The 24,622-nt window shown below is 64.0% G+C and carries 19 protein-coding genes; 9 read left to right on the plus strand and 10 right to left on the minus strand.

Annotated elements, in window-relative coordinates; all coding sequences use genetic code 11:
* Positions 1–47: 47 nt before the first annotated feature.
* The 5 genes from tyrS to creB form a co-directional block, all read right to left on the minus strand.
* Positions 48–1,322: a tyrosine--tRNA ligase gene (tyrS, locus tag KIG99_RS15655; protein ID WP_226460988.1), complete on the minus strand. Its 1,275-nt coding sequence runs from the start codon at positions 1,320–1,322 to the stop codon at positions 48–50.
* A gap of 177 nt (positions 1,323–1,499) precedes the next feature.
* A complete protein-coding gene (locus KIG99_RS15660) occupies positions 1,500–3,884 on the minus strand; it encodes a response regulator (RefSeq protein WP_226460989.1) in 2,385 nt (794 codons plus the stop codon).
* A gap of 10 nt (positions 3,885–3,894) precedes the next feature.
* The gene (locus KIG99_RS15665; RefSeq protein WP_226460990.1) at positions 3,895–5,151 is read right to left on the minus strand and encodes an ABC transporter substrate-binding protein; all 1,257 of its coding nucleotides are present in this window, start codon (positions 5,149–5,151) and stop codon (positions 3,895–3,897) included.
* A gap of 174 nt (positions 5,152–5,325) precedes the next feature.
* The gene (gene creC / locus KIG99_RS15670) at positions 5,326–6,753 is read right to left on the minus strand and encodes a two-component system sensor histidine kinase CreC (protein ID WP_226460991.1); all 1,428 of its coding nucleotides are present in this window, start codon (positions 6,751–6,753) and stop codon (positions 5,326–5,328) included.
* A gap of 7 nt (positions 6,754–6,760) precedes the next feature.
* Complete coding sequence (gene creB / locus KIG99_RS15675; protein WP_226460992.1) at positions 6,761–7,468, minus strand: two-component system response regulator CreB; 708 nt, start codon at positions 7,466–7,468, stop codon at positions 6,761–6,763.
* 115 nt (positions 7,469–7,583) lie between these two features.
* Between creB and KIG99_RS15680 the strand changes: the two genes are divergently transcribed.
* From KIG99_RS15680 to KIG99_RS15700, 5 genes are all read left to right on the plus strand, one after another.
* Positions 7,584–9,020, plus strand: a complete 1,437-nt coding sequence (locus KIG99_RS15680; protein WP_226460993.1) for a sensor histidine kinase — start codon at positions 7,584–7,586, stop codon at positions 9,018–9,020.
* A gap of 108 nt (positions 9,021–9,128) precedes the next feature.
* Complete coding sequence (locus KIG99_RS15685; RefSeq protein ID WP_226460994.1) at positions 9,129–9,689, plus strand: cobalamin-dependent protein; 561 nt, start codon at positions 9,129–9,131, stop codon at positions 9,687–9,689.
* 205 nt (positions 9,690–9,894) lie between these two features.
* On the plus strand, positions 9,895–10,935 hold the full coding sequence (gene purM, locus KIG99_RS15690) for a phosphoribosylformylglycinamidine cyclo-ligase (RefSeq protein ID WP_226460995.1): 1,041 nt from the start codon (positions 9,895–9,897) through the stop codon (positions 10,933–10,935).
* A 28-nt stretch (positions 10,936–10,963) separates the two neighbouring features.
* Complete coding sequence (locus KIG99_RS15695) at positions 10,964–11,608, plus strand: septal ring lytic transglycosylase RlpA family protein (RefSeq protein ID WP_226460996.1); 645 nt, start codon at positions 10,964–10,966, stop codon at positions 11,606–11,608.
* A gap of 86 nt (positions 11,609–11,694) precedes the next feature.
* Positions 11,695–12,822, plus strand: a complete 1,128-nt coding sequence (locus tag KIG99_RS15700) for a response regulator (protein ID WP_226460997.1) — start codon at positions 11,695–11,697, stop codon at positions 12,820–12,822.
* Here the strand turns inward: KIG99_RS15700 and miaA are convergent.
* Positions 12,812–13,756, minus strand: coding sequence for a tRNA (adenosine(37)-N6)-dimethylallyltransferase MiaA (miaA, locus tag KIG99_RS15705; RefSeq protein WP_226460998.1), 945 nt, complete (start codon positions 13,754–13,756; stop codon positions 12,812–12,814). The genes KIG99_RS15700 and miaA overlap by 11 nt on opposite strands.
* 162 nt (positions 13,757–13,918) lie before the next feature.
* Here miaA and KIG99_RS15710 point away from each other — a divergent pair, with 162 nt between their 5' ends.
* Genes KIG99_RS15710 through KIG99_RS15720 form a run of 3 tightly spaced genes read left to right on the plus strand, consistent with a single transcriptional unit; the run spans position 13,919 to position 15,903 of the window.
* Positions 13,919–14,524, plus strand: a complete 606-nt coding sequence (locus KIG99_RS15710; RefSeq protein WP_226460999.1) for a LemA family protein — start codon at positions 13,919–13,921, stop codon at positions 14,522–14,524.
* Between the two features lie 8 nt (positions 14,525–14,532).
* Complete coding sequence (locus tag KIG99_RS20685) at positions 14,533–15,405, plus strand: TPM domain-containing protein (RefSeq protein ID WP_264180424.1); 873 nt, start codon at positions 14,533–14,535, stop codon at positions 15,403–15,405.
* Positions 15,406–15,903: a TPM domain-containing protein gene (locus tag KIG99_RS15720; protein ID WP_226461000.1), complete on the plus strand. Its 498-nt coding sequence runs from the start codon at positions 15,406–15,408 to the stop codon at positions 15,901–15,903. It begins immediately after the preceding gene.
* Positions 15,904–15,928: 25 nt separating this feature from the next.
* Here the strand turns inward: KIG99_RS15720 and ybaL are convergent, their stop codons facing one another.
* The 4 genes from ybaL to KIG99_RS15740 form a co-directional block, all read right to left on the minus strand.
* Complete coding sequence (gene ybaL, locus KIG99_RS15725) at positions 15,929–17,617, minus strand: YbaL family putative K(+) efflux transporter (RefSeq protein ID WP_226461001.1); 1,689 nt, start codon at positions 17,615–17,617, stop codon at positions 15,929–15,931.
* A 130-nt stretch (positions 17,618–17,747) separates the two neighbouring features.
* The gene (locus KIG99_RS15730; protein WP_226461002.1) at positions 17,748–20,450 is read right to left on the minus strand and encodes a bifunctional diguanylate cyclase/phosphodiesterase; all 2,703 of its coding nucleotides are present in this window, start codon (positions 20,448–20,450) and stop codon (positions 17,748–17,750) included.
* A gap of 18 nt (positions 20,451–20,468) precedes the next feature.
* Complete coding sequence (gene mutL, locus KIG99_RS15735; RefSeq protein WP_226461003.1) at positions 20,469–22,316, minus strand: DNA mismatch repair endonuclease MutL; 1,848 nt, start codon at positions 22,314–22,316, stop codon at positions 20,469–20,471.
* Positions 22,317–22,447: 131 nt separating this feature from the next.
* Positions 22,448–23,056 (minus strand): TetR/AcrR family transcriptional regulator, encoded by a 609-nt coding sequence (locus KIG99_RS15740; protein ID WP_226461004.1) that lies wholly within the window; start codon positions 23,054–23,056, stop codon positions 22,448–22,450.
* 155 nt (positions 23,057–23,211) lie between these two features.
* On the opposite strand from KIG99_RS15740, the gene KIG99_RS15745 reads away from it, so the two are divergent.
* Complete coding sequence (locus tag KIG99_RS15745; protein WP_226461005.1) at positions 23,212–24,603, plus strand: efflux transporter outer membrane subunit; 1,392 nt, start codon at positions 23,212–23,214, stop codon at positions 24,601–24,603.
* Positions 24,604–24,622: the final 19 nt, after the last annotated feature.

The raw sequence follows: 24,622 nt of genomic DNA on the forward strand, positions 1-24,622 counted from the left end.
GAAAACGGCGACCCGCGGGTCGCCGTTGTTGTTCCGGGCCGGCCGGCTTATTGCCAGCTGATCAGGCCGTAGTTCTTCTTGCCGCGGCGCAGGATGGTGAAGCGGCCGTAGAGCAGTTCGTCGCCGCTGACCGCGTGGTCGAGCGCCTCGACCTTGTTGCCGTTGATGCTGACGCTGCCGCTCTGGATGAAGGTGCGTGCTTCCGACTTCGACTTGGCGAGACCGGCGGCGACCAGCGCGTCGATCAGGCCGGCATTGGCCTTGTCGATCTGGACGCCGGGCATGCCATCCTGGGCCAGTTGTTCGAGGTCGTTTTCGGTCAAATCAGCGAGTTGACCGCTGAACAGGCATTCGGTGATGCGGCGGGCGGCCATCAGCGCGACTTCGCCATGCACCAGGCGGGTCGCCTCCTCGGCCAGGATGCGCTGCGCTTCCGGCTTGGTGCCGCTCGCCTTGTCGGTGGCTTCAATTTCGGCGATACGGTCGACCGGCAAAAAGGTGAAGAATTTGAGGAATTTGTAGACGTCGGCGTCGCTGGTGTTGAGCCAGAACTGGTAGAAGGCGTAGGGCGAGGTCTTTTTCGGGTCGAGCCAGATGGCGCCCGATTCGGTCTTGCCGAACTTGGTGCCGTCGGCCTTGGTGATCAGCGGCAGGGTCAGGCCGTAGACCTGCTTCTGGTGCAGGCGGCGGGTCAGGTCGGTGCCGGCGACGATATTGCCCCACTGGTCGGAGCCGCCGATCTGCAGCACGCAGCCGTGGCGCTTGTAGAGCTCGGCGAAGTCGTAACCCTGGAGCAGGCTGTAGGAGAACTCGGTGTAGGAGATGCCCTGGTCTTCGCGGGTCAGGCGCTGCTGCACGGATTCCTTCTTGATCATGGCGTTGACCGAGAAATGCTTGCCGATATCGCGCAGGAATTCGAGGCAGTTCATGCCGCCGAACCAGTCGTAATTGTTGGCCATGATCGCCGGGTTGGCGCCTTCGAATTTGAGGAAGGGCTTGACCTGTTCGCGGATGTTGCCGACCCAGGAAGCAATCACGTCGGGCGTGTTGAGCTTGCGCTCGGTGGCCTTGAAGCTCGGGTCGCCGATCATGCCGGTGGCGCCGCCGACCAGGGCGATCGGCTTGTGGCCGGCTTCCTGGAAGCGCTTCAAAATCAGCACCGGGACCAGGTGGCCGAGGTGCAGGCTGTCCGCCGTCGGGTCGAAGCCGCAATAGAGCGTTACCGATTCCTCAGTCAGCAGCTTGTCGAGCGTCTCGGCGTCGGTGATCTGGGCGATCAGGCCGCGCTCGTGCAGATCCTGGATGAGGGGGGACTGGTACATGGCAAAACTCTCCACTGGGACAGGCGCTCGCTGAAAGTCGCGGGCGCCGAAAAATTCGGACCCGCGATTTTAGCAGAGGCGGAGCGGTCGACCGCAGAGAGTAAGCGGGCTTGCGGATTGGCCCTGTCGTCTGAGCGTACCCGTGCGGCTCAACCCCTCGCCTTGCTGGCAGATGATTCAGCCAAGCGGCGTCGCTGCGAGCTTGTCGTGCGCCAATGAACCCTGATTCAGCCATTTGAGCAGCACGTTGAACAGCAGTTCGGGATCCACCGGCTTGGAGATGAAGTCGTTCATCCCGGCGTCGATGCAGCGTTGTTTGTCTTCGACAAAGGCATTCGCTGTCATGGCGAGGATCAGCACATCGCCCAAGACGGGAAGCCGGCGAATTTCCCGGGTGGCTTCCAGACCGTCCATGCCTGGCATCTGCATGTCCATAAGAATCAGGTCGTATCTGTTGTTGCTGGCCAGTTTGAGCGCCTCGCAGCCATCCTCGGCAAGATCCACCGTCAAGCCGGCATCTTGCAGAAGCTCAAGGGTGATTTCCCGGTTGATCGGCTCGTCCTCCGCCAGCAGTACCCGTCGCCCGGTAAAGTGTGCTTTGAGTTGGAACTCGGCATCGCTGACCGGAGCGAAGCGGGTTTCGCTCGCCTGGCCCTCGCCTTTTCTCAGCCGGACCGTGAACCAGAATGTACTTCCCCGGCCCAGCGTGCTCTTCACGCCGGAGTCGCCACCCATCATTTCGGCGAGTTTCTTGGTGATCGCAAGGCCTAGGCCGGTGCCGCCATATTTGCGCGTGGTGCTGTTGTCGGCCTGTTCGAACGCCGAGAACAGCTTGGACAGAACCTCCGGTGCGATCCCTATGCCGGCATCCTCGACCTCGAAGCGGACGACGGCGCTCGTAGCGTCTTCTTCGACCAGGTGCGCGCGCAGCGTGACGCTGCCCGTTTCGGTGAATTTGACGGCATTGGTGGCGTAGTTGAGCAAGGCTTGTTGCAGCCGGGTGGCGTCCCCTTGCAGGTTGGACGGCAGCGACCCGGTTTCGCTGAGCAGCTTGATGCGCTTGGCTTGTGCCTTGTCGTGCAGCAAGGAGAGGACGTTGCCGAGAATGCTTTCGAGCTTGAGAGGGGCTTCTTCGAGCGTGAACTTGCCGGCCTCGATCTTGGACAGTTCGAGAATGGCGTTGATGATGTTGAGCAGATGGTGGCTGGCGCCTTCGAGTTTTTCAAGTTGTTCTGACTGTCTGGGCGACAATCCGCCGCGGCGAATGAAGTGCGCCATGCCGGTAATGGCATTCAAGGGCGTGCGGATTTCATGGCTCATGTTGGCGAGGAAGGCACTCTTCGCCATGTTCGCGCTTTCGGCGGCATCCTTGGCCAGGGAGAGTTCCTGGGTACGTTCCTCGACCAGCCGCTCGAGATGGAGGCGGTGATTCGCCAGTTCCTGCGTGGTGTTCTTGCGTTCGGTGATGTCGGTGTAAATGCCGAGAATGCCGATCACCTCGTCATTGCCGGTTTGCAGCGGAACCTTGGATGTGCTCAACCAGATGGTGCTGCCGTCAGGCGTGGTTTGCGGCTCTTCGAAGTCGATTTTCGCAATGCCCGAACGCATGACGCTCTGGTCGTCGGCGCGGTAGAGCTCGGCCTGGTCGCGCCAGCTCAATTCGAAATCGGATTTGCCGATCAGCTCGTCCGGTGAGCTCAAGCCGGCATCGTGCGCGAACAGGTCGTTGCAACCCAGGTAGCGACAGTCCTTGTCCTTCCAGAAAATGCGCAGCGGCGTGTGCTGTATGACGGACTGCAGCAGTTCTTTCTGTTTTTTCAGTTCGTCGGCGTTGCCTTGATGCTGGCGCAACAATTCGCCGAGTTTGGCGGTCATCGAATTGATGCCATGCTGCATCTGTCCGAGTTCATCGTCTGACGACACCGGGATTCGCGCTTCGATTGCGCCATTTTCGACTTTTTTCAGAACATCGAGTGACAGCCGGACGCGCCGGGTGATGAGGTGCTGGGCAATCAGCACGATGGCCGCCGAACTGAGCAGGATGAAGAGCAGAGAGCCGATTTGGCCCCAGAGCGCCACGGAGCGCTTCTGGGCAGTCAGCTCCGCGGTGCTGATCGTGATGATTGCCGTATACAGGTGGGCATCATTGGCGGCGCCGTGTATGCGACTGATGCTGCTGAGGGTGTCCGGGCCGACGACAAACTGCTCGTCCGGCCCCGTGTCGCGCAGCCATTGCGGGTCGACATCCGGCGCGCTCGCCACCTCCTGGCCGAGCAGCGAGGCGTTGCTGGCAACGATGATGCGCCCGTTGCCGCCAATGACTATGCCATTCAGGTAGGGGGCGCCGAGCAGTTCGCTCATGAATGAAGCCCGCGCAATGGTACTGACTGCCAGTTCGTCGCCGGCGATCATCTGGCCGACGAGGCGGAGACGCGAGTGGATATTGGTGTCCAGCGCGGTATTGAAGCGATCGATGTAGAACGCTCCGAGCGCCCCGAAGGCAGCGACTTCGACACCGATAACGAGACATGCGATACGCGAGATCAAGCCGAGCCGGAACATGATGCAGCCTTTATTTTGCGTAATGCGGTGTGTCTACTAGGGATTCCAGGCGCGTCGTCCGCTCGGCTTCATGGCGAACCTGCTCCGGCGCTATGTGCCCGACGATCTCGATGCCCTTTTCGGGGCGGTCGGCCGTGGAATTCCAGCGGGCGATGTAAATGCTTTGCTGGACATGATGGCTGTTCGGGTCGATGAATGCAGCGGCATCCTGCATGCGCTCCCGTGCGCTCGCCTTGTAGTTCTCGAGTTGCTGGATCACGGCATGGTTGTCGGTGCTGCCCGCCTGTTCAATGGCGACGAGCAGGGCCTTGGTGGCGAGATAGGCGGCGTGGGTGACATCGCCCGGGTAGTCGAGCTTGGTATGCCCATAGCGTTTGCGGTAGCGCGCCACGAAATCGGCCGTCCCCGGCGTCTTCAGATTCCAGGCCCAGGTCGTGCCAAAAAGCGGGCGTGGCGTTCCCGGGGCCGGATAAAGCTCTTCCCAGTCGACTTCACCGACGATCCAGAACTGTTTGTCGAGTACTTTCGGATCGATCTGGGAAAACAGCTTGATCTGGTTGTTGCCGCTGATGCTGACGGCGACGACATCGGCCGGCGTGGCGGCGACTTTCTTCAGGATCTCGACGGGGTCGGGCAGCGCCTCCGGTGCGATAACCTCGCCGACGACCGTGCCACCGTATTCGGCGATATAGGGGCGCATCGCGGCGGCATTGCTGCGCCCGAACTCGTTTTCCTCGGTCAGTAACAGGACGCGCTTGGATTTGCGGTTGGCCAAGGCATATTTCAGCAGGGCGCGGTTGAAATTGGCACCGTGTGCATCGAAGACGAATTTTGTCCGGTGGGCGTTCTCGACCGATTCGGACGGGGCCGAGGAATTGGTGTTGATGTAGATCACGCCGTATTTCTGGCAGATGGCGGACATGCTGGCGGCAACGCCGGAGGCGACCGCGCCGACCATGAAACCAACCCGGGTTTGGGTAATCAGTTCTTCGGCCACCAGGGCGGCGCGCTTGGGGTCAAGGCTGGGGTCGCGCGAGACTAGAAGGATTTCCCGACCGAGCAGGCCGCCACGCGTATTGAATTCGTCGATTGCCATTTCGGCACCACGCCGATCGGCTTCGGCATGCAGGGAAAAACGCCCGGTGGTTGGCGCAGTATGGGCAATGATGATGGGCGAGCCTGGCGGCGCTGCGAGGGTCGGCGTTCCCAGGGAAAACAAAGAGCAGGCCAGCGCCAACTGCAAAAAATGTCTCTTTGAATTTTTCATTGGAATAGCTGTATTCGTAACAGGCTCACAATATAACAACCCGGATTGAAATGGGCAAAACTATAAATGTGATGGAAGTCTCAATGTTGTTGGGATGATAGGGCGGGCGCTCAGGCATCGGTTTTCCATTGCGGCTCATTTGCAGCGGAAGACGCTGTTTCCCGTTCTTCCGGCTCACTCCTGCTGCATGCGTATCCACGCCACCCCGCCACCCGCCGGATGGTTCGCAAATCCCGCCTCGCCGCCATGCAGCCGCGCCACTTCACGCACCAGCGCCAGGCCGAGGCCGGTGCTTTTCTTGCCGGTGGCCGGGCGGGGCAGGGAGTAGAAGCGCTCGAACAGTTGCGGCAAGGCGTAGTCGGGGGCGCCGGTGCCGTGGTCGCGGATGCGGATTTCGGCCTCGTCTTCGCCAACCTCGAGCGTGATTTCGATCGTGCCGCCGTCGGGTGAGAATTCGATGGCGTTGTCGAGCAGGTTGAGGACGGCCTGTTGCAGCAAAAAGGCATCGCCGCGCACGTCGACCGCTGCAGGGGCATCGAGTTGGCAAGCGAGCCGGCGCGCGTCGAGGAACTGGCGGCGCAGTTCGATCGTGGTTTTGAGCATTTTGACGAGGTCGACCGTGGCGCCGGCTTCGGGGGCCTGCAGTTGTTCGACGCGGGCGAGCATCAGCATGCGCTCGATGATGGCCTGCAGGCGACGGGCCTGTTCGCCGATGCTGTCGGCGAATTTGCGGCGGTCGGCGGCGGGCAGTTCGTCCTCGAGGATTTCGGCGGCGCCGATCACCGCGGTGAGCGGGCTTTTCATTTCGTGCGCGAGGTTCTGCACGTAGCGCTCGACGTATTGCTTGCCTTCGAGTTTTTCGCGCATCTGACCGAGTGCGCGGGCGAGTTCGGAGAACTGGTGGCCGCCGCCGGTCGGCGGTTCGGCCTTGCGGCCGTCGGCGACAGCGCGGGCGTAGGCGCGCAGGCGGTGGATGGACCAGCTCAGCCAGCCCGAGAAGAAGAGGCCGATCGCGGCGGTGGCGGCAAGCAGCCAGAAGCCGGATTGCTTGACGCGCGCCGTGGCGCGGCTGATGTAGGGGGCCAGCGAGGACATCGGCTTGGCGACCGAGAGCACGCCGATGCGTTCGCCCTGCCAGAAGATGGGGGCGGCGACGTACATCACCGAGGACTGCGGGTCGTCCGGGTCGTCCAGCGTGCTGCGCGCGCCGTATTCGCCGCGCAGGACGCGGGCGATGTCGCGCCATTGCGAGTAATCCTCGCCGAGCGCGGCGTGTTCGGAGTCGTAGACGACGATGCCGTGGGCATCGGTGACATAGACCCGGAAATCGATGCTTTCCTTGTGCACGCCGGCGATGTCGGCACGCGGGCTGCGCCGGGTGGCGGCGCGCAGGGAGGCGGCGAAGCTGCCCTGGTTGATGCGTCCGGTCGACAGTTCGAGGGCGGCCATTTCGGCCAGCACGTGCGCCGTGTCGACCAGGGTTTCCTCGGTCGCCTGGCGGATGCCTGGCTCGGTTTCGCGGTTGATGACGGTGAGCACGAACCAGGCGGCCAGGCCAACGACCAGGAAGTAACCGAAAAACAGGCGGACGGAGACGTTCACCGCGGGCTCAGCCGGTCGTCACGCTGTAACCGAGGCCGCGGTGGGTCTGGATGCAGTCGTCGGCGGCATGCACGGCGCGCAGCTTGCCGCGCAGGGTCTTGATGTGGGTGTCCACGGTGCGCTCGAAACTCTCGCCGCTGTCCTGCCAGACGCTTTCCATGATCTGGGCACGGTTCAGGATGCGGCCCGGCCGCTCAAGCAGCAGCGCCAGCAGCAGGTATTCGTAGCGCGTCAGGCTCAGCCACTGGCCGTGGAAGGCAATGCGCAGGCCGTCCCGGTCGACGGCAAAACGGGCACTTTTTTCCGGTCGACCGTCGGAAATGCCCGTTTTTGCTTCCGGCCGCAGGCGGCGCAGGATGGCGCGGATGCGCGAGACGACTTCGCGCGGGCTGAACGGTTTGGCGACGTAATCGTCGCCGCCCAGCTCAAGGCCGACGATGCGGTCCACCTCGTCGGCGCGCGCGGTCAGGAAGAGCACGGGAATGTCGGAGAAGCGGCGCAACTGGCGGCAGACGTCGAAACCGTTCAGGTCGGGCAGGCCGACATCGAGCACGACCAGGTCGTGTGCGCCATCCTGCAGCATGCTCAGCGCCGCGCTGCCCAGCGTGCAGCTGTCAGCCGTGAAGCCGTCGGCGCGCAGCGCGTAGGCCAGGGTTTCGGAAATGGCGGGCTCGTCGTCGACGATCAGGATTTTCATGGCGTCATGATAATTCATCCCGTTGCCATCTTTGCCAAATATCGCGTTTGCCGTCCGGCGTCGCATGCTATGCTTTTCCGAACGGGCCGCTTGCCGGCGGCGCGCTCAGATTGTTGTTTCTGGAGGAGGCAACATGAAGCAGATCCATGAATTGGTCGTTCAGTCCTTTGCCGATCCGGCGACCCGGCCGGCAGCGCTGGCGCGTTACCTGGAAGCGGCAGCGGATGCGGCGCCGGTTGCGCCGGCGCTGCTCGAAGCGGCCCTGGTCGACGCGCTCACCGCCTGTCAGGTCATCCAGGCCGACAGCGCCCGTCAGGCAGCGGAACGCCTGGATGCCGAGGAACATACCGAGAACCTGCTGCAACTGCTCGGCACCATCCTCGAATCGTCCGACGAAGGTATCCTGGCGCTCGATACCGAAGATCGCATCATTCGTTTCAACAGCCGGCTGGTCAGCCTGTTCGCGATTCCCGACGAGGTCATCGCTTTCTGGCGGCACGAAGAGGTGATGGCGGCACTGCTCGCGCAACTGGCCGATCCGGCGGCATTCAGTCGCAGTCTGGCGCAGCTCTGCCAGTCGCCCGAGGCCGACTGGCGCGAGACCCTGGAATGCGTGGACGGGCGCGTCATCGAGTGGCGCTCGCAGCCGCAGCCGGCGGTCTGGGCCGGCGTCAAGCGGGTGATCAGCTTTCTCGACGTGACTGAGCGCTTCCGCTCGGAAACCAACCGCCGCCTGCTTGAGCACAAGCTCGACGAAACGCGCGAACGCCTGCTGCAGGCCGAGAAACTGGCTGCGATTTTCCAGCTTTCGGCCGGCCTGGCGCATGAAATCAGCAATCCGATCGGCTTCATCCAGTCCAACCTGGAAGCGATGGGGCGCTACGTGCATACCATGCTTGGCCTGCTCGAAATCTACGCGCAGGCCGAGCATGATTTGCCGCCCGAGGGGGCCCGGATGGCGGCACTCGGTGCGGCCAAAAAGGCAGCCGACCTCGAGTTTCTGCGTGACGATGTCGTCGATCTGCTCGACGAATCGCTGCGCGGTACCCGTCGCCTCGCCACCATGGTCGGCAGCCTGCGTGTGCTGGCGCATGCCCAGGGCAGTGCGATGCAGACGGTCGGCCTGGTCGGGCTGCTCGACGCCGCGCTGGCGGCAGCCGATGCGGCGGCGGGCGGGCGCGTCCGGATTCGGCGCAGTGTCGAGGATGCCCTGCAGGTCGAGTGTCGTCCGTCGGAACTGGGCGAGGCGCTCAAGAACCTGCTGCACAACGCGCGCGATGCGATTGCCGGCGAGGGCGAAATCAATATTGGCGCCGGTACCGACGAACGCCAGGTCTGGCTCGAGATTGCCGATACCGGTTGCGGGATTGCTGGCGAAAACCTGAGCCGCATCTTCGAGCCCTTCTTCACCACCAAGCCGCCCGGAGCCGGCATGGGGCTCGGTCTGTCGGTTGCCTATGCGATTGTTGCCATGCATGGCGGGACGATTACGGCGACGAGCGAGGCGGGGCGGGGCAGCACTTTCCGGATCTGCCTGCCGCGACATCAGGCAGCAGCGCCGACGCCCTGAGCTTTCAGGCGCGTCACCCGCCGCGGGCCTGGGCCGACTTCACCCTCGCTTCGTCATGTCTTCACCGGACGGGCAAATGCTGGCAGCTCTTCGTTCAAGGAGCCTGCCATGTCTGCCATCATCCCCAAGATTCTCCTGCTCAACCCGCCGCACACCGCCATCGGTAGCCGCATTCCCGACGATCACCTGCCGCCGTTTGGGCTGCTCGCCATCGGTGGACCGCTGTTCGATGCCGGTTTTGCCGTCGAAGTGCTCGATGCCGATGACGAGCCGCTGGCGCCGGATGAAATCGTCCGGCGCATCGTCGCCGCGGCGCCGCGCATCGTCATGCTCGGTCATGCCGGTTCGTCGACGGCGCATCCGATCTGCGTCGCCCTGGCCGTGCGGATCAAGGCAGCGCTGCCGGCGGTGACGATCGTCTATGGCGGTGTTTTCCCGACCTGTCACTGGCGGGAAATCCTTGCCGAATGCCCGGCCATCGATGTCATCGTGCGCAGCGAGGGCGAACGGACAGCGGTGCTCGTGGCGCGCGCCATTGTCACGCACGGCCTGTTCGCCACCGTGCCCGGTTGCGCCTACCGGGACGGTGCGCAGCTGCGGGCAACGCGGCAAGCCAAACCGGTCGCCGATCTCGATGCCTGCCGCGTCGGCTGGTGTGCGGCTGGCTGATTTTCGTGGGGCGGGTTATGGCGCTCGCCCGACGGCGATCCCGGCAGCGCGGCCTGCGCCGCCGATTGTGCAGAAAATCCTGCGTCTCGCGCGCTCGGCAATGATGGCGGGCATCGACAGAAGCGCTTAGGAAGCAGGTCGGTTTCGGGTAAAATCGCCGTTTTTTCCAGCGGCCATCCGCCGCAAACGGCGAGTTCACCAGACCATGACCCAGACTACTTCCCTCTCCTACCGTGATGCCGGCGTCGATATCGATGCCGGTGACGCTCTCGTCGAACGTATCAAGCCGCTCGCCAAGAAGACCCTGCGCGAAGGCGTGCTCGGCGGCATCGGCGGCTTCGGCGCGCTGTTCGAAGTGCCCAAGCGCTACAAGGAGCCGGTCCTGGTGTCCGGTACCGACGGCGTCGGCACCAAGCTGCGCCTGGCCTTCGACCTGAACCGCCACGATACGGTCGGTCAGGATCTGGTCGCGATGAGCGTCAATGACATCCTGGTGCTCGGCGCCGAGTCGCTGTTCTTCCTCGACTACTTCGCCTGCGGCAAGCTCGATGTCGATACCGCCGCGGCCGTCGTCGGCGGCATCGCCAAGGGTTGCGAACTGGCCGGCTGCGCGCTGATCGGTGGCGAAACTGCCGAAATGCCGGGCATGTACCCGGCCGGCGAATACGACCTGGCCGGTTTCGCGGTCGGCGTTGTCGAAAAGTCCAAGGCCATCGACGGCAAGGACATCGCCCCGGGCGACGTCGTGCTCGGCCTGGCGTCCTCCGGCGCCCACTCCAACGGCTACTCGCTGGTGCGCAAGATCATCGAGCGTTCGAACCCGGACATGAACGCCAAGTTCGACGGTGAGCGCACTCTGGCCGACGTCGTCATGGCGCCGACCCGCATCTACGTCAAGCAGGTGCTGGCGACCATGGAAAAGGTTGCGATCAAGGGCATGGCCCACATCACCGGCGGCGGCCTGCTCGAAAACGTGCCGCGCGTCCTGCCGGAAAATGTTGTCGCCGAACTGAGCAAGGCCGCCTGGCCGCGTCCCAAGCTGTTCGACTGGATGCAGGCCGAAGGCAATGTCGCCGAGAACGAAATGCACCGCGTCTTCAACTGCGGTATCGGCCTGGTCATCGTCGTGGCGGCCGCCGATGCGGATGCCGCCATCGCCGAACTCAAGGCGCAGGGCGAAGCCGTCTATAACATCGGCAAGATCAGGGCTCGTCAGGGTGACGAAGCGCAGACCCTCGTGGTCTGATCGGCTGCGGTGGGCCGCCGCCACCTTGGTGGGCGGCCTGCTTCTGCTGAATGTCTCGTTGGCCGACGCGGCGACGAGCAAGAATCCATCTGTCAAAAAGGTCGAGGTTTCGGCCCGTGCTTCCGCCCGGCAGGCCGGAAAAAAGCCGGCCCGCAGCGTGGTACGCGGCACGCGTACGCTGGGACGCAATAACCTCAAACAGCGCGCTGAGAGCAATGCCGCACCGGAAGTGCTGACTGCGGAAATGAAGGACGATGCGGCGACCGGCCTGCATGGCGCAGCCAGTTTCTATGCCTACGGTTTCCATGGCCGCCGCACGGCGACCGGCGAGATTTTCAAGGTCAAGGATTTCACGGCGGCGAGCAATCACTTTCCGCTCGGCACCATGGTTGCCGTACGCCGTCTGGACAGCAACCTGTGTGCCATCGTCAAGGTCAATGACCGCATGCATGCCAAGCATCGCAAGCGCATCATCGATGTCTCGCGCGGTGTCGCCGAATATCTCGACATGATCCGCGCCGGGGTCGTGCTAGTGCGTGTTGCCGCTCTGCGACCTGATTGGCGCGAGCAGGGGCTGGGTGCCTGTCAGGCGGCGTTCGAGCCGGTGAGCGAATGCCCGTCCTGCGCTCAGCCGCCGCGTCTGCCGGATTTTGCCGGCGAGCCGCGCGAGTAGCCGGGAACTTTCTCCGGTTTTTTCCTTCCGAGTCCTTGAAGCCGGCCATTGATCGGCAGACAATCAATAAATACAGGGAGAACGAGATGAGCACAGGCTTGCGGCTATTTGTCGTCGATGACGATCCGGTACTGACCGAAATCTTCATGGCGACCCTTGAGGATGATTTCCAGCTTGAAACCTTTGCCTCGGCGGAGGCCTGTCTCGCCCGCCTGAGCGAGCAGAAGCCCGACATTTTCCTGCTCGACGTTTCGTTGCCCGGCATCGACGGTTGCCAACTCTGCCGGCAGTTGAAGGATGACTGGGATACGCAGGACATCCCGGTGCTGTTCGTTTCCGGCAGCGACGATATCGAGGCGCGCCTGCTTTGTTACGACGCCGGCGGCGAGGATTTCATCAGCAAGCCGTTCGATCCGAACGAGTTGTTGCGCAAGCTGCGCATCGCAGCCCAGTTGATCAACAGCCGGCGGCAGTTGCACGAACAGGCCGGCTACGCCCAGCGCACGGCGATGTCGGCGATGGTCAGCATGGGCGAGCTGGGGGTCGTGCTGCAGTTTTTGAGCAAGTCGTTTGCCTGCGAGAGCGCTGCGGAACTGGCCGAGGCGATGCTCGAATCGATGCATCAGTACGATCTGCAGGGGGCCGTGCAGGTGCGGCTGGGCGGCGAGGTGTTCTCGCTCAGCGAAAACGGCCGCGATCTGCCGCTCGAAACTTCGGTGCTCAATCACGTCAGCCAGGCCGGCCGGATCTTCCAGTTCAAGTCGCGCTGCGTTTTCAATTACGGCCGCGTCACGCTGATGGTCAACAACATGCCGCTCGACGATGCCGACCGTTGCGGTCGCATCCGCGACAACGGCGCGCTGCTCGCCGAAGGCGCCGATGCGCGGCTCAAGGCGATCGAGGCCGAGCTGTCGGCGCAGCGCCGGCGCAGCGGCATCGAGGCTGCGCTGCCGCGCGTGCATGCCACGCTGGATGCGGTGCAGGGGAATTACCGGCGTAATTGCTACGAGCTGACCCAGGTCATGATCGAGTTCCAGGAGGCGCTGATGAAGTCCTACGTGCACCTTGGCCTGACCGAGGGGCAGGAAGAGCAGATGACGGCGATGGCCGGCGACTTCATGCAGCGCATGGTCGGCACGCAGGATGCGAGCCTGGTCATTGTCGGCCAGCTCGAGGAACTGGCACACAGCCTGGAAGGACTGGTCAAAGCCTGAGGAATGCTCCGACGCGGGCGGCGATCCGCTCGCTCAGCGCCGGATCGAGACAATCGAAGCCTTCCGCGGCAAAGGAGTTGCCGAGCCAGGTGATCTGCCGCTTGGCGAGCTGGCGGGTGGCGAAGATGCCGCGCTCGCGCAGCTCCCTGGCCGGCAGCAGGCCATCCTGCACTTCCCAGGCCTGGCGATAGCCGACGCAGCGCATCGATGGCAGCTCAAGACTCAATTGGTATTTTTGCCGCAGCTGGTGGACCTCCTCGTCCAGCCCGGCGAGCAGCATTTCGTCGAAGCGGCGTTCGATGCGCTTGTGCAGCACGGCGCGCTCGGAGGGCAGCAGCGCGATCTGGAGAAAGTCGTAGGGCGGCTTCTGCTGTTCGCTCTCGGCGAGCAGTTCGGACATCGGCCGGCCGCTGAGCAGACAGACTTCAAGCGCCCGCTGCAGGCGCTGGCTGTCGCCCGGATGCAGGCGGCCAGCGGTCGACGGGTCGAGAACGGCCAATTTGGCATGTATCGCCGGCCAGCCATGTTTGGCGGCTTCAGCATCGATTCCGGCACGCAGTGCGGCATCGGCCTGCGGCAGTTCGGCCAGCCCCTGGAGCAGCGAGCGGAAGTAGAGCATGGTGCCGCCGACCAGCACCGGCACCTTGCCGGCGGCCGTGATCTCGGCCATCGCGGCGAGCGCATCCTGGCGGAAACGCGCCGTCGAGTAGCTTTCTTCCGGCGAGATGATGTCGATCAGGCGGTGCGGGTAGCGCGCCAGCGTTGCCTTGTCCGGCTTGGCGGTACCGACATCCATGTCGCGGAAGACCTGCGCCGAATCGACGCTGATCAGCTCGACCGGGAAACGCTCGGTCAGCGCCATGGCGGCAGCCGTCTTGCCCGAGGCGGTCGGGCCCATGATCAGGATGGCGGGAGGCAGGCGGGGTGAATTCATGGCGGCGAATGCTACCACGCCGGCTGCGGTCGCCGCTTTTGCCGGCCAGCGGTCGACGCCGCGAAAAGGGCAAAAATGCCATGTTCCTCAACATGCTCTTGAGCTTTCGCGGCAACGGCCTCATATTGGCGCCACTTGTCTTAACACTGGGAGATTCCCGCCATGAAGCTACGCCTGCTCGCCCTGCTTTCCGTCATCGTCTCGCTGCTCTCCGGCTGCGGCTACAACCAGATCCAGATCAACGACGAGGCGGTTACCGCCAGTTGGTCCGAGGTGCTCAACCAGTACAAGCGGCGCGCCGACCTGGTGCCCAATCTGGTCGCTGTTGTTCAGGGCTATGCCGCCCACGAAAAGGAAGTGCTCACCCGTGTCACCGAAGCACGCGCCAGTATCGGCGGCATCCAGGCAACGCCCGAGTTGATCAATGACGAAGCTGCCTTCGCCAAGTTCCAGAAGGCGCAGGGTGAACTGACGAGTGCCTTGTCACGCTTGCTGGTTGTCGCCGAAAACTATCCGCAATTGAAGGCTGATACGGTATTTCGCGAATTGACGCCACAACTCGAAGGCACCGAAAACCGCATCACCGTCGCCCGCAACCGCTACATCAAGGCAGTGCAGGACTACAACATTTCGGTGCGCACCTTCCCCAACAACCTGACCGCCATGGCGATGGGCTGGAAGGCCAAGGCCAACTTCACGGTCGAGGATGAAAAAGCGATCAGCGACGCGCCGAAGATCGATTTCAACGCGCCGAAGGCGGCCAAGTAATCTTTCGCATGCAAGCCTTGCGGCGCGGCCTGTTCGGCCTCTTTCTCTGCCTCTGCGCCAGCCTGTTGTGGGCGGCGCCGGCGGCGGACGGACTGGTGCCGCTCCCGGCGCTGACGGCGCGTGTCACCGATCTGACCGGTACGCTGGCTGCCGCGCAGAAGGCGGCGCTGGAAGAAAAGCTCGCGGCCTTCGAAGCGCAGAAGGGCGCCCAGGTCGTCGTCGTGCTGCTGCCGACGACGCAACCGGAGACGATAGAGCAGTTCGGCATCCGCCTGCTCGAAGCCTGGAAAATCGGGCGCAAGGGCGTGGACGACGGTGTTCTGCTGATCGTTGCCAGGGATGACCGCAAGCTGCGCATCGAGGTCGGCTACGGTCTGGAAGGCGCGCTCAACGACGCGACGGCGAAGCGCATCATCGCCGAAACGATCACGCCCTTGTTCAAGGCCGGCGACCTGCCGGGCGGTGTGGCGGCCGGCGTCGATGCCATCCTCAAGGTGGTCGGGGGCGAGGAACTGCCGGCGCCTTCCGGTCTGGCTGGCGGCGGTACGGTCGACCTCGGAAATATCCCGGAATTCGTCTTTTTCGGCGTACTGATCGGCGTCGTGCTCGGCGGCACCCTGCTGCGTCACCTGCTCGGCAATCTGCTTGGCTGCGGCGTCGTCGGCGCGGTCACCGGCGGCATCGGCTGGCTGGTGCTCGGCGGTCTGGGCGGCATCATCGGCGGCGCGCTGGCCGGCATCTTTCTCGCCGTGTTCGGGCTGGATCTCGTGCTGAGCGGCATCCTCAGCGGTGGACGCGGCGGCGGAGGCGGTTTTGGTGGTGGCGGCTTTTCCGGTGGCGGTGGTTCAGGCGGGGGCGGTGGTGCCTCGGGGAGCTGGTAAATGAATTTCGCGCGTCTGTTCAAGCATCTGCTGGCGCCGCCCTGGCTGGCGGCTCGCCGCTTCAATGCCAGGCTGGTGGCCGAGATCGGCGCGGCCGTCGAGCTTGCCGAAGCCGGTCAGCGCGGCGAACTGCGTTTCGTCGTCGAAGGGCCGCTGCCCTGGGCCGACCTGCGCCGCGGGCGCACTGCCCGGCAACGCGCCGCCGACCTGTTCGCGCGGCTTGGCGTCTGGGATACGGCAGAGAACAGCGGCGTGCTCATTTATGTCCAGCTGGTCGACCGCCAGGTCGAGATCCTCGCCGATCGCGGCATTGCCGCCAAGGTCGCGCAGGCCGAGTGGGATGCCATCTGCCGGTGCATGGAAGCGGCGTTCCGGAGCGGCGACTACCGTGCCGGCGCGCTCGCCGCGATTGCCCGTGCCGGCCAGTTGCTGGCCGAGCATTTTCCGGTCGACAGTGAAAATCCCAACGAATTGCCGGATCGCCCGCTGCTGCTCTGAGCGGGCTGATCAGGCCGCAGCCGGATCAGTCGCGCCCGGCGGCCGGCGCAAAGCGCTGCAGGACGTGCTGGCTCATGCCGCGCGCCAGTTCTTCCTCGCCGAAAAACACGGTGCCCAGGTTTTCCGTGCGCAGCAGGCGCGACTCCTCTTCGCTGTGCGTGCGCAGCACGATCTCGATGGCCGGATTCAGGCTGCGCGCGGTGTCTGCCATCTGCCGGATGTTGAGTGTATCCGGCACGGCGACGACCAGCATCGCGGCATGCGCGATATGCGCCTGGATCAGCACGCCCGGTTCGGCGGCATTGCCGGAAACCGCGGCGTAACCCTGCTGGCGCAGGCTTTCGACCTGCTCGCGGTTCTGCTCGACGATGACATAGGGAATGCCGCGTTCGTCGAGGCGGGCGGCGATGCGCTTGCCGACGCGGCCGAAGCCGATCAGCACGACCTGGCCTTCGAGGAACTTGCGTTCGGTGCTCATCGGCAGTTCGGCGTAGGGATCGTCGCGCCCTTCCAGGCGGCGAGCCAGTGCCGAGCGGCCGAGCGGCTTGACGACGGCAAAGACGAGCGGATTCAGCGCGATTGAAATCAGCGCCCCGGCCAGGATCAGGCTCATGCCTTCGGCCGGCATCAATTTCAGCGAAATGCCCAGCGCGGCCAGGATGAAAGAAAATTCGCCGATCTGCGCCAGGCTCGCGGCCACCGTCAGCGCCGTGTTGAGCGGGTAGCGGAAGAGCAGGACCAGCGCCATCGCGGCCAGCGACTTGCCGATGACGATGATGGCGACGACAGCCAGCACCTGCAGCGGTTGTTCGACCAGGATGTTCGGCACGAAAAGCATGCCGACCGACACGAAGAAGAGCACCGAGAAGGCATCGCGCAGCGGCAGCGATTCCTCGGCCGCACGGTGGCTGAATTCCGACTCGCGCATGACCATGCCGGCGAAGAAGGCGCCGAGCGCGAAGGAAACGTGAAAGAGCGCCGAGGCGCCGTAGGCGATGCCGATCGCGACGGCGATCACCGCCAGCGTGAACAGTTCGCGCGAACCGGTGCGCGCCACCTGCCAGAGCAGCCAGGGCAACACACGGCGGCCGACGATCAGCATCAGGGCGATGAAGGCGGAAACCTGGAGCAGGGTCTGGCCGATGGTCTGCCAGAGCGGCGCGCCGTCGCCGGAGCCGGCATCGCCGCCGAGCACGCCGGCGAGTGGCGGCAGCAGGACGAGGATGAGCACGGTGGCGAGGTCTTCGACGACCAGCCAGCCGACCGCGATACGGCCGTTCATCGAATCAAGGATGCCGCGCGCTTCGAGTGCCTTGAGCAGGACGACGGTGCTGGCGCAGGACAGCGACAGGCCGAAGATCAGCCCGGCGCCAAGGCTCCAGCCCCAGCCCCAGGCGATGCCCATGCCGAGCAGCGTCGCCAGGCTCATCTGGACGACAGCGCCGGGCAACGCGATGCGCTTCACGGCGAGCAGGTCGTCGAGCGAGAAATGCAGGCCGACGCCGAACATCAGCAGCATCACGCCGACTTCGGCGAGTTGCGAGGCGGTGTGGATATCGGCAACGAAGCCCGGTGTGGCCGGGCCGATGATGATGCCGGCGACGAGGTAGCCGACCAGGGCCGGCAGCTTGATGCGTTCGGCGATAAAGCCGAGGATCAGCGCGACGCCGAAACCGGCAGCGAGGGTAGTGATCAGGGAAATATCGTGTTCCATGCCGGGGCGGGTTCCATGCGTGAGGCTGGGTGGAAGGCGTCGACGGCGAGCGACGGGCAGTCGCTATGCTAGCCGGTTTTTCCCCTGCCAGACCGGCCGGTCAAACTCGGTCAAACTTCGTCAAGCTTGGTCAGCCGAGCGGCGCGTCCCGGCGCAGCAGGGCGGTCATCGCGTCAGCCGGCATCGGTCGGCCGAAATGGTAGCCCTGCATCAGCACGCAGCCTTCGGTGAGCAGGAAGCGGCGCTGTTCCTCCTGCTCGACGCCTTCGGCGATGACTTCCTTGTGCAGGCTTTCGGCAATGCCGATGATCGCCCGCGTGATGGCGACATCATCTTCATTGTGCGGCAGGTCGCGGACGAAGGACTGGTCGATCTTGATCCGGTCGAAGGGCAGGCGTTTCAGGTAGCCGAGGCTGGAATAGCCGGTGCCGAAGTCGTCGACCGATAGCTTGACGCCGAGCTTTTTCAGGCGGGCCAGGGTTTCGATGATGCGTTCGGTATCGCGGATGAAGGCGCTCTCCGTGATTTCCAGTTCCAGCCAGCACGGATCGAGGCCGGTTTCGACGAGTACGCCGGCGACCTGCTCGGCCAGGCTGGCCTGACGCAATTGCACGGCCGACAGATTGACGGCGACAACGACCGGAGGGATGCCTTGTCTGATCCATTCGGCATTCTGACGGCAGGCCTCGTGCAGCACCCACTCGCCGATCGCGTTGATCAGACTGCTTTCCTCGGCAACCGGAATGAAGCGTACCGGAGGAATCTCGCCAAGCTCCGGGTGCTGCCAGCGGACCAGTGCCTCCATGCCGATCAGGCGGCCGCTGCTGCCATCGACCTGGGGCTGGTAATGCAGGCGGAATTCCTGGTTGTCCACGGCGCGGCGCAGGCTGTTTTCCAGCGTGACGCGCTCGGAGATGCGGGCATTCATTTCTGGCGTGAAGAAGCGGTAGGCGTTGCCGCCCGCCGCCTTGGCCTGGTACATCGCCGTGTCGGCGTTCTTGAGCAGGCCGCCGATGTCGGAGCCATCCTGCGGGTAGATGCTGATGCCGATGCTGGCGCCGACCCGCAGTTCCTGGCCATTTACCAGGAAGGGCTGGTTGATGCCGTTGATCAGGCGCTGCGCGATGATCGCGACGCGCGACAGGTTGTGGAAGCCCTGCAGCAGGACGGCGAACTCGTCGCCGCCCTGGCGGCTGATCGTGTCGCGTCCATCCAGGCAGTCGCGCATGCGCTGGGCGACCTGCAACAGCAACTGGTCGCCAGTGTCGTGGCCAAGGGTGTCGTTGATGTATTTGAACTGGTCGAGGTCGAGGAAGAGCAGGGCCAGTTGGGCCTGCTCGCCGAGTACGTCGGCCAGCGCCTGGGACAGGTGTTCGCCGAGCATGGCGCGATTGGGCAGGTCGGTCAGGATGTCGTGTTCGGCCAGGTGGCGGATGCGCTCCTGGTTGTCGTGCAGTTGCGTGATGTCGCGTGCGACACCGGCCACGCCGGCCAGGCGGCCTTCCTCGTCAAGCACCGGGGTCGAGATGTATTCGAAATGGCGGCGATTGCCGTCGGCGACCTGCTGGCTGCCTTCGCGGCGTTGCTGCAGGCGGCTGTGCATGGCTTCGGCGTCCTGCTCGACGAGGGCAATGGCGGCTTCTTCCGGCCAGATCTCGTCGGCAGTCCGGCCAAGGATTTCGCCTTCCGTGCGGCCGCTCACCGCGCAGTAGGCTTCGTTGACGGCAATCATGCGCTGCTGGCGATCGCTCAGCCAGGCTGGGTCGGGCAGGCTGTCGAGCAGGGCGCGGGTGCGCCGCATGGTGGTTTCGTAGGCGCGCGCCATGCCTTGTGCGAGACGGCGGGCATTGCCGTAGGTGCGTAACCAGACAGCAATCCAGCCCGCCAGAACAAGGCTCAGGATGACCGTGCTGATCACGCCCCAGATGACCTGCTGGTACCAGTTGGCGAGGTAGTCGGTGGTGGTGTGCCCGATCAGTACGTAAAGCGGGTAGTCGCCCACCTTGCGCAGCGCATACAGGCGTTCGACGCCATCGACGCTGGAGTGCGTGGTGTACAGGCCGTCCAGTCCGCGTCCGCCGTTAACCAACTGGCGCAGCGTTTCGCTTTCGATGACCTTGCCGAGCTTGTCGGGCGTGGCGGGGTAACGGGCGATCAGGCGCATCTGGTCGTCGATCAGCGTGACGCTGTGGCTGGGGCCGAGGTTGAGGCTGCTATAGAAAGCTTCGAAGTGCTCGGCACGCACGGCGGCTTGGACGAGGCCGGCGAACTCGCCGCGCGGGTCGTTGATGCGCCGGCTGAGCGTGATCACCCAGTTTTGCGTGATGCGGGCGAAAATCGGTTCGGAAATCACCAGCCGGCCGCTGTTGTCGGACTTGTTGTGCAGGAAGTAATTGCGGTCCGCGATACTGGCTTTGGCGATATCGCCCGAGGCGTCGTAGATGAAGTTGCCCTTGCGATCGGCGATGCGCAGGCTTTGCGATTCGTCGATCAGCCCCAGGTAGCGGGCCAGCGCCGCGTTGATGGTGGCGGCATCCTTCACCTCGCCGGTAAAAGCGCCCTGCAGTCGTTGCTGGCTGGCAAGCAATACTGTGTCTATCTTGTCGATGCTACTGCGAGCGTGGCTTTCGAGTACTTTGGCGAGGTTTTCCTGGCTGCGCCGGGCAAACTCGTTTTCCCGGTCGTAAGACTGTTTCAGGCCGATCAGGCCGAGGCCGACATAGGTGGCCAGGGCGATCAGGCCGAGCGCAATAATCGCGACGCTGCGCCAGATTTCTGCGCAGTTTTTCGCCAATGGCGGCGTTGCGGGGTTTTCGCGCTCCATATGGGTCATTGGCGATCAAAAGGGCGCTTATTGTCCGCGCAGAAACAGTGTGTCGAGTTGATCCAGCGCAAGTTCCGTCCAAGTCGGTCGGCCGTGGTTGCACTGGCCGGCACGTTCGGTTTCCTCCATCTGGCGCAGCAGGGCGTTCATCTCGGGCAGCGCCAGCTGGCGTCGGGCGCGCACCGCGCCGTGGCAGGCCATGGTGGCGAGCAGTTCGTTGCGCCGGGCGGTGGCGAGCTGGGTGATGCCATGCTCGCGCAACTCGCCGATCAGCGAACGCGCCAGCGCCGCCGGGTCGCCAGATTGCAGCAGCGCGGGCACGCTGCGCACGCCCAACTGGTTGGGGCCGAGTGGGGCGATCGCGAAACCGAGGTCGGCGAGCGCCTCGGCATGTTCCTCGACGGCGGCGATGTCGAGCGCGTCGGCCGAGAAGACGGCCGGGATCAACAGCGCCTGGGTGGCGATCTGGCGGTTGTCGAAAGCGGTTTTCAGCTTTTCGTAGAGGATGCGTTCATGCGCCGCGTGCATGTCGACCAGCACCAGGCCGCGCGCGTTCTGGGCCAGGATGTAGATGCCGTGCAGTTGCGCCAGCGCGTAGCCGAGCGGCGGGCCGTCGTTGCCCTGGGAAATCTCGCCCGTGGAGCGGTCGACCGTGGGCGAAGGGGCAAAATGCGGCGCCGTCGCCGGGTTGGCCGATGAGTGCTGGGCCTGGCCGATATTCTGCGTCGCCTTGGCGAAGGCGAGATAGGCCGCGGCAGCGGGTTCGGCGACGCCGAGCGTGGTCTGGTGGCGCAGCGGCGGCGGATAATTCGCCGGCGTGAAATTGGCCGTTTTTGCCGCGTCGACCGCTACGGAATACTGCCGCTCGACCAGCGGCGGCGTCGCCTCGGCCTGCACCGGCGCGGCCAGCGTGCGCTGGATGGCATGGAAGACGAACTGGTGCATGGCGCGGGAATCGCGGAAACGCACCTCGGTCTTGGCCGGATGCACATTGACGTCGACCAGCGCCGGATCGATGTTCACGAACAGGCAGACGGCCGGCTGGCGGCTGCCGTGCAGCACGTCGCGGTAGGCCTCGCGCAGCGCGTGGCCGATGATCTTGTCGCGCACGAAACGGCCATTCACGAAGACGTACTGGCCGTCCTTGGCATCGCTGGCGCGGGTCGGGTCGATCGCGAAACCGGCGATGGAAATCGGCCCGCCGGCGGCGTCGACCGTACGCGCGGCACCCAGGAAGTCGTCGCCGAGAATGTCGGCAATGCGCCGCGCGCTGTCGGCCGGCGCCAGCTGGAACAGGCTGCGCCCGTTGTGCGACAGGCTGAAGGCGACATCGGGCCGGGTCAGCGCCAGGCGGCGCACGGCATCGGCGCAATGCGCGAATTCGGTGCCCTCGGCCTTCAAAAATTTGCGGCGGGCCGGGGTGTTGTAATACAGGTCGCGCATCTCGACCACGGTGCCGGCCATCAATGCCGCCGGCTCGGGCTCGGCACCCGGCTCGCCGCGCAGCTTCCAGGCATGGCCGGCGCCGCGTTCGCGGCTGGAAATCGCCAGGCGGGCGACCGACGCTACCGAAGCCAGCGCCTCGCCACGGAAGCCGAGGGTGTTGACGCATTCCAGGTCGTCGAGCGAAACGATCTTCGAGGTCGCATGCCGGGTCAGGGCCAGCGCCAGTTCATCTTTCGCAATGCCGCAACCGTCGTCGGTGATGCGGATCAGCTTGACGCCGCCTTCCTCAAGATGCACCTGAATCGCCTTGCTGCCGGCATCCAGGCTGTTTTCGAGCAGTTCCTTGAGAACCGAGGCGGGACGTTCAACGACTTCGCCAGCGGCAATCTGGCTGATCAGGAGGTCGGGGAGGCGGGCAATGGTCGGCATGGCCGCGATTATCCCAGATTGGCTGTTGCCGGCTTGTGGATAACGTAAAAATCGGCGGCGAGGTATCGGGAAGGCGCCTCTGATTGGCAATAATCCCGGATCAGCGTTGTTGCAAGCGACATCAAGCAGTTCTAGCCCCTGGCCCCGTAGGCGGCCATGAAAACATCAATTGCGCTATGGGTAATGCGGTCGATATACAACGGCTCCAGGGGGGTTATCTCGGAACGGTAGAACATTTCTTCCAGTTCGGACTCGAGCAGGCCACTCAAATGCGCCACCGCGACTGCCGGGTCCGCTTGGCGCAGCTTTCCGGCATCCATCGCCTGTTTCAGAAACGCCGTCAGGACGATCTCGCCTTGCTTGCGGCTGCGCGTATAGAACAGGTGCCCGAAGTCTGAGCGTGTCGCCTCGGCGATCGCCAGGCGACGCAAGGCGAGAATTTCCGGGGAGTAGATGAAGGTCAGCAAGGCCTTGCCAAAATGAACGAGAGACTCTTCCACATTGGGCGTGGCCGGATCCAGTGCGGAGGTGATCGCATCCGCCTGGGATTGGCCTCCGGCGAGCATTATTTCCAGAAACAAGGCTTCCTTCGAGGGGAAATAGCTGTACAGGGTTGCCCGGGAGTAACCGGCCTTGGTGCAAATATCCGACATTGAGGCGCCTTCGAAGCCGGTCTCCCGGAAGACTTCTGAAGCGGCATTCAGAATGTTCTGGCGCTTTTCCTCACTTTTGCTTCTCATGACATTCCTTTAACTGGACTTGTGTGTCCAGTATAGCTTGACTCGGCAAGACTTCATAATTAAACTGAACTGTACAGTCTAGTTATGAGGTTCCTATGTCTTCTCAAGCAATTCCTGCAATGCGCCGGGTATTTGTATCAAGAGCATGTCTCGCCGTGGCTGTTTCTGCCGCGCTGGCCGGTTGCGCCGGTTTTCCTTCGGCGCAGCCGCTGCAGGCAGCCAGGGGAATCGATCAGTACCAGAGTGCGTCTTCCTTGTCGGCGCCGGTGGTTGCCTGGCCCGATGAGCAATGGTGGCAACGCTATGCCGATTCGCAACTGGATACGCTGATCCAGGAAGGTCTCGCCAACTCGCCGGACATGGCGGTTGCCGCCGCTCGCCTGCATGCCGCCGAGTCCAGTCGGCAGGTTTCCAACGCGGCCCTCTATCCGCAGATTTCGGCCAACGGCTCGGTCACCGAACAGAAGCAGAGCTACAACTATCTGACGCCGCGCAGCATGACGCCGGACGGCTGGCAGGATTACGGTCGGGCAACGATCGATTTCAGCTGGGAAATCGACTTCTGGGGCAAGAATCGGGCAGCCCTGGCCGCAGCGACATCGGAACTGCAGGCCAGCCAGGCAGATCTGGCGCAGGCGCGGTTGACGCTGGCGAGCAGTATCGCCAGCGACTACGCTGAACTGGCCCACCTGTTCGCCACGCGCGATACGCTGGCCGAAGCCGTCAAGGTGCGCACCAGAACGGCTGAACTGTTCGCCCAGCGTTTCGCCAACGGTCTCGAAACACGCGGCAGCCTGCGTGAAGCCGAGGCCAGACAGGCCGCTGCCGAAGGTGATCTGCTACAGGTCGACGAGCAGATCGGTTTGCAGCGGAATCGTCTCGCTGCCTTGCTCGGTGCCGGCCCGGACCGCGCTCTCGAGATCGCGCGGCCGCAATTCGAATTCGCTCACCACTTTGCCCTGCCGGGCGAACTCGCGGTCAATCTGCTCGGACGCCGGCCCGACATCGTCGCCGCGCGCCTGCAGGTTGAAGCTAGTGCCAAGCGCATCGACGAAAAGAAGGCCGGTTTCTATCCGAACATCAACCTGGCGGCCTTCATCGGCGTGCAATCCCTGGGGCTCGACCTGCTCAGCAAGGGCGGTTCGAACATCGGCAGTGTCGGCCCGGCGATTTCCCTGCCCATTTTCAATGCCGGGCGTCTGCAAGGCGAGCTGCGCGGTGCCCGTGCGAGGTATGAGGAAGCGGTCGCCAGTTACAACAAGACGGTGACGCAAGCACTGCAGAACGTCGCCGATTCGGCGGTCAGCCAGAAAGCTCTCGGCGCCCGTCTGAACAAGAGCGAGCAAGCCGTCGCTGCGGCCGGCGAAGCCTACCAGGTGGCACGCAATCGCTATGAAGGCGGACTTTCCAGCTACCTGGAAGTGCTTTCCGCCGAGGACAGCCTTTTGACCAATCTGCGCGCCCTGACCGACCTGAGAGCGCGTTCGGCCAGTCTCGATATTGCGTTGATGCGCGCGCTCGGCGGCGGCTACCAGACGAACAACTGATTTCTCCCGGAGATTACCG

The organism is Quatrionicoccus australiensis (assembly GCF_020510425.1).
Classification (GTDB): Bacteria; Pseudomonadota; Gammaproteobacteria; order Burkholderiales; family Rhodocyclaceae; genus Azonexus; species Azonexus australiensis_A.

Coding starts and splice junctions, on each gene's coding strand:
- tyrS (WP_226460988.1), bottom strand. CDS start 1,322: ATGTACCAGTCCCCCCTCATCCAGGATCTGCACGAGCGCGGCCTGATC.
- KIG99_RS15660 (WP_226460989.1), bottom strand. CDS start 3,884: ATGTTCCGGCTCGGCTTGATCTCGCGTATCGCATGTCTCGTTATCGGT.
- KIG99_RS15665 (WP_226460990.1), bottom strand. CDS start 5,151: ATGAAAAATTCAAAGAGACATTTTTTGCAGTTGGCGCTGGCCTGCTCT.
- creB (WP_226460992.1), bottom strand. CDS start 7,468: ATGAATTATCATGACGCCATGAAAATCCTGATCGTCGACGACGAGCCC.
- KIG99_RS15680 (WP_226460993.1), top strand. CDS start 7,584: ATGAAGCAGATCCATGAATTGGTCGTTCAGTCCTTTGCCGATCCGGCG.
- KIG99_RS15685 (WP_226460994.1), top strand. CDS start 9,129: ATGTCTGCCATCATCCCCAAGATTCTCCTGCTCAACCCGCCGCACACC.
- purM (WP_226460995.1), top strand. CDS start 9,895: ATGACCCAGACTACTTCCCTCTCCTACCGTGATGCCGGCGTCGATATC.
- KIG99_RS15700 (WP_226460997.1), top strand. CDS start 11,695: ATGAGCACAGGCTTGCGGCTATTTGTCGTCGATGACGATCCGGTACTG.
- miaA (WP_226460998.1), bottom strand. CDS start 13,756: ATGAATTCACCCCGCCTGCCTCCCGCCATCCTGATCATGGGCCCGACC.
- KIG99_RS15710 (WP_226460999.1), top strand. CDS start 13,919: ATGAAGCTACGCCTGCTCGCCCTGCTTTCCGTCATCGTCTCGCTGCTC.
- KIG99_RS20685 (WP_264180424.1), top strand. CDS start 14,533: ATGCAAGCCTTGCGGCGCGGCCTGTTCGGCCTCTTTCTCTGCCTCTGC.
- KIG99_RS15720 (WP_226461000.1), top strand. CDS start 15,406: ATGAATTTCGCGCGTCTGTTCAAGCATCTGCTGGCGCCGCCCTGGCTG.
- ybaL (WP_226461001.1), bottom strand. CDS start 17,617: ATGGAACACGATATTTCCCTGATCACTACCCTCGCTGCCGGTTTCGGC.
- KIG99_RS15730 (WP_226461002.1), bottom strand. CDS start 20,450: ATGACCCATATGGAGCGCGAAAACCCCGCAACGCCGCCATTGGCGAAA.
- mutL (WP_226461003.1), bottom strand. CDS start 22,316: ATGCCGACCATTGCCCGCCTCCCCGACCTCCTGATCAGCCAGATTGCC.
- KIG99_RS15740 (WP_226461004.1), bottom strand. CDS start 23,056: ATGAGAAGCAAAAGTGAGGAAAAGCGCCAGAACATTCTGAATGCCGCT.